The 1,978-nt window shown below is 63.2% G+C and carries 3 protein-coding genes; 2 read left to right on the forward strand and 1 reads right to left on the reverse strand.

All coding sequences use genetic code 11. The features are described from left to right. The coding region (locus A2I95_RS33995; RefSeq protein WP_291736901.1) for an enoyl-CoA hydratase/isomerase family protein at positions 1-413 on the forward strand (413 nt) is incomplete at its 5' end. After that, the gene (locus tag A2I95_RS34000) at positions 410-1,096 is read left to right on the forward strand and encodes a VOC family protein (RefSeq protein WP_291736902.1); all 687 of its coding nucleotides are present in this window, start codon (positions 410-412) and stop codon (positions 1,094-1,096) included. The genes A2I95_RS33995 and A2I95_RS34000, both read left to right, overlap by 4 nt. Positions 1,097-1,139: 43 nt before the next feature. On the opposite strand, the gene A2I95_RS34005 is transcribed toward A2I95_RS34000, so the two are convergent. Next, positions 1,140-1,978: TRAP transporter large permease subunit (locus tag A2I95_RS34005; protein WP_291736904.1), on the reverse strand; the 839-nt coding region annotated here is incomplete at its 5' end.

The following is a 1,978-nucleotide window of genomic DNA, read 5'->3' on the forward strand; positions in this document are numbered from 1 at the left end:
GCCTGGCGACGTCGCCGGTATGGGAGCGGTTGTCCAATGCTGTGGCTTCAATTCCCTGCCTGAAAGTGGCGGCGTTGAATGGCACCTTGGCTGGCGGTGCCAATGGCATGGTGCTGGCCTGCGACATCCGGATTGCGGTGCCTTCGGCCAAGTTTTTTTACCCGGTGATGAAGCTTGGGTATTTGCCGCAGCCCTCGGACGCTGGGCGGATGGCGGCGCTGATCGGACCTGCGCGCACCAAGATGATCCTGGCAGCCGGGCAGAAAATCACCGCGCAGGAGGCTTGCAACTATGGCCTGGTCGACCGGATCGTGGAACCGGACGCGCTGATGGATACTGCGCAGGACCTGCTGGCGCATTCTCTCGAGGCTCAGCCAGAGATCGCAGCCGGGATCCTGAGGATGTGCCGGTGAAACGGCTGTCCGGCCTGCGGCTGCAGGTAAGGAGTCCTGAACGCCTCGCCGGGTTCTATGCGGATGTGTTCGGCATGGACGTCCAGGCCGAAGGCGAGGTCTGGCGCGCGGGGTACGCAGGACAGGATGCAGACCTGATCCTTCTGCCCGGCGGTGCCCAGGGTCCGAACAGGTGGGACGAGCGGTATTGGAAGATCGGGATCTGTCTGCCCGATCTGGACATCGCCTGCGAATACCTGCGGCAGAAAGGAGTGGAGGTCTCTGCCCCGCATCAGTTCCGCGAAATCGGATATATGGCGCATCTGCATGATCCCGAGGGTTTTGCGGTTGAGCTGCTGCAGCATGATTTTCTCGGCAACCGCCCTGACGGGGCAGGCGATGCAGCGCTGCCGCTGGGCGGCGGGGCGCATATCGGGCAGATCACCTTGCGGACCGGGGATATCGCCGCCGAAGTTTCGGCGCATGCGGATATGAAGCTGTTGTCGGTGCAAGATGTTGCGGAATTCGGGTTCGACCTGCATTTTCTTGCCTTCACAGACGAAACACCGCCGGACCCGGATTTGCGGGCCGTGGCAAACCGCGAATGGTTGTGGCGGCGCCCATACACCACTTTGGAATTTCAGCATATTGCCGGTGCGCAGATGCGGGAGAGCCCGGCGTTTCTGGGGCTGGAAACGACCTAGCCTTGCGCTGTGTTCCAGGCGCCCGCCACCAAGGCGCCCGGCGTCAGAAAATTGCAGATGGCAGCCAGGTTGCGAGGCCGGGTATCAGCCAGACCAGCAGCACCCCAAGCGCCTGCAGGCCAATGAACGGCACGACCCCTTGGTAGATTTGGCGGGTGGTGACCTCCTTTGGCGCGGCGCCGCGCAGGTAGAACAGCGAAAAGCCGAACGGCGGCGTCAAAAAGCTGGTCTGCAGGTTGATCGCGATCAAAATGCCCAGCCAGACCGGATCGTGCCCCATGATGATCAGGGCGGGCGTCACCAGCGGCAGCACGATGACAGAGATCTCGACGAAATCGAGGAAGAAGCCGAGCACGAAGATGAACAGCATGCAGAACAGCAGCGCACCGGACGGACCGCCAGGCATGTTGCCAAGGATATGCGCCACCCGCTCCTCGCCGCCCAGGCCGATGAACACCAGCGAGAACATGCCTGCGGCCAGGATGGTGGCAAAGATCATTGCGGTCATGGTCGTGGTCGAAGTTACCGCATCGTGCAGGATGCGTTTCTTCAAACCGCTGCGTAGGGCGGCCAAAACGGCAATGGCTGCGACCGCGGCCAGAAGCGCGTAGAACAGCCCCGCTGCGAGGTCGGCCCCGCTGAGGTCGCTGCGTTGCAGACGGACCGGATGAATCCCTGACAGTATCCCCAGCAGGATCAGCGCGGCGGCACCGGACAGGATCAGCCGGGAGGGTCCCCCTGCACGCGCTCCCGCCATCAGCAAGGCACCGATGCCGCCCACCGATGCGGCCTCGGTCGGCGTGGCAACACCGCCCAGGATGGCACCGAGCACGGCGAAAATCAGCAGGATCGGCGGCATCACGGCACGCATGATCTGGCGTC

Source organism: Leisingera sp. F5, assembly GCF_001593695.1.